Annotated in this window: 3 protein-coding genes; 2 read left to right on the forward strand and 1 reads right to left on the reverse strand. The window is 46.2% G+C overall.

Annotated elements, in window-relative coordinates; translation table 11 throughout:
- Positions 1-439 precede the first annotated feature (439 nt).
- Positions 440-1099 carry a DNA-binding response regulator gene (locus IEX98_RS23860; protein WP_229692364.1) on the reverse strand — a complete coding sequence of 220 codons (660 nt, stop codon included), beginning with the start codon at positions 1097-1099 and terminating at the stop codon, positions 440-442.
- A gap of 275 nt (positions 1100-1374) precedes the next feature.
- Between IEX98_RS23860 and IEX98_RS23865 the strand changes: the two genes are divergently transcribed.
- Both IEX98_RS23865 and IEX98_RS23870 read left to right on the forward strand, forming a co-directional pair.
- The gene (locus tag IEX98_RS23865) at positions 1375-1851 is read left to right on the forward strand and encodes a hypothetical protein (protein WP_188892206.1); all 477 of its coding nucleotides are present in this window, start codon (positions 1375-1377) and stop codon (positions 1849-1851) included.
- A 124-nt stretch (positions 1852-1975) separates the two neighbouring features.
- Positions 1976-2208: hypothetical protein (locus IEX98_RS23870; protein ID WP_188892207.1), on the forward strand; the 233-nt coding region annotated here is incomplete at its 3' end.

Raw genomic sequence — 2208 nt, forward strand, 5'->3', positions numbered from 1 at the left:
TGGTTAAGGCCTTGAGAGGGTCTTTAACGGAAAAGAAGTCGTTATTTTCTATGTGAATACGATGCTAGGGGAGGGAATAAGACCCTGAGAGGGTCTTATGTCTGCTAAAAAGCGCCTGTAAGTGAGGGTTAAGGCCCTGAAAGGGTCTTAAACGGAAAGAAAGCAGCAATTTTCTATGTGAATACGATGCTGTGGGAGGGAATAAGACCCTGAGAGGGTCTTATGTCTGCTAGAAAGCGCCTGTAAGTGAGGGTTAAGGCCCTGAGAGGGTCTTATGTCTGCTAGAAAGCGCCTGTAAGTGAGGGTTAAGGCCCTGAAAGGGTCTTAAGAGGAAAGGAAGTCGCTATTTTCTATCTGAATACGATGCTAGGGAAGGGAACAAGACCCTGAGAGGGTCTTATCCCAGCGAAAAAGTGTAGAAGTCCTAGGACTCATTAGACTAGCTCTTGGAGTAAGGAGGCAAATTATCATTCAACTTGTATAATCGAATACGCTGATTGCCTGCTGAACAGGATACCACATACTTTTTGTATAAAAGTTCAAGCAGAAGCCGACGGGCAAATTTTGCTCCCACTTGCAGCATGCTGCTAATTTCTTTTGGACTTACTGGATTTTGAGTGATCATCATATAGCGGATAATCTCTTTTTGGTGGATCGTGATATCCGGAAAGGATTGCGGATTGTAAAGCTTTCCAAGAAGTTGATGCAGCAGTTGCTGACATTGGCGTGGTCTTTTTACAACATCGTCATAGGACAATCGAATTACGATCCAACCATCGAGCACAAGATGATTCTGACGCATAAGCCCATCAGCAAAACGGTCGCGATCTACATCACGGGAATGAGGGCCGAAGCCATCGATTTCAAAACAAATACGATAGGGTGAACGAATATAGGCAAAATCCAAATATCGTTTGCCGTCTTTAAAGTCGCTCACTTCATACTCGCCGTGTAAATTCTGAAAGTGATTGAAGGCTGGGTACCAAACTTGTTTTAAAAACAGTTCCTCTGCGTGCCCGTGTTGGGATAAGCGGCGTCTCCTCTCTCCTGTACAACTAGCTGCTTGTTCGGAAAGCCATTGCTCATAAGTAGATTCCACCAAGATAATCCCTCCAATCGTTATAATAAAAAAACCGCTCCTCGTCCGTTAATTCACGGAAAAAGAGCGGTGTGCTTCACACGCTTCATATTCAGTTAAGTTGAGGAAGCAGCAGATGAGATGAATTACTTGGATTTATTTTACAATAAAGAATGTTGGAAGTCGAGGGCGGACAGGGGGAAGGTAGGAGGCTATTTTAAGAAAACTCGTCCTAATTGTCCGGAACCACTAGGCTCGCCTCCGCATATAGTGTCATCAAAGAGGAGGTGGCTTCCATGGTTGGGATATTGCTCGTCGTTGTTGGCTGCTATGCTTTGGTCGCTGCTCTCGTGCACCTCACATATTGGCTAAAACGGGATCGGGTGCGGGTGAGTAAACATTACGTACTTGTGGCACACAATCAACATATGAGAATGGAATGGCTGGTGCGATCGTTTTATGCTTTTTCGCGGCGGATGGGTACGGATGCCAAGTTGACCGTAGTTGATGCTAGTTCTATGGAGCAGACGGCAGAAATTGTCGATCGGCTAGAGCAAGGCGGCGGTTCGGTATTTGTGCATGGGGGAAAGGTGGAGGAAGACGGCGATCAGAGGGCAGAAAATTTGAATGATCGGAAGCGCTCTCAGGGGGAGGATGAAAGCCACTCCAGACTGTTATGGCGGCTGAGAACGGACGGAGTCGTCACTTCCTCCGAGCATGCCATACTTGTTGATCTTCAAAATCCGGATGATTTGTCTAAAATGCCGTTTTGAGGTATAGTGATAGCAACTAAATGATTACGGAGCTCGGAGTGAAGCACACCCGACGACGCTAGATGCGTCGTTGTGGTGTGCTTTTTTTTGTTTGCAAGTCAAAAAGGACGAAAGGAGGCATGAAATGAAAGCGCAGATGTATGTGGTGAAAATCGGCGGGAAGTGGTATTCCAATGTGACGATAGCGGCAGAGGTCGATCGTTTGTTTTGGCTTGGGCAGCGGTACGAGGAGGGCGAGGAAAGAGGGGGTTATGGGGGTTACGGAGGGCACGAAGGAAACGAAAAGCATGAAAAGCATGAAAAGCATGAAAAGCATGAAAAGCATGAAAAGCATGAAAAGCATGAAAAGCATGAAAA

Origin of the sequence: Paenibacillus radicis (ex Gao et al. 2016) (genome assembly GCF_014641555.1) — a bacterium.
Taxonomy (GTDB): domain Bacteria; phylum Bacillota; class Bacilli; order Paenibacillales; family Paenibacillaceae; genus Pristimantibacillus; species Pristimantibacillus radicis.

What these genes read in the sequence shown, in the direction of transcription:
- IEX98_RS23865 (WP_188892206.1), top strand. Translation starts at nt 1,375, where the DNA reads ATGGTTGGGATATTGCTCGTCGTTGTTGGCTGCTATGCTTTGGTCGCT.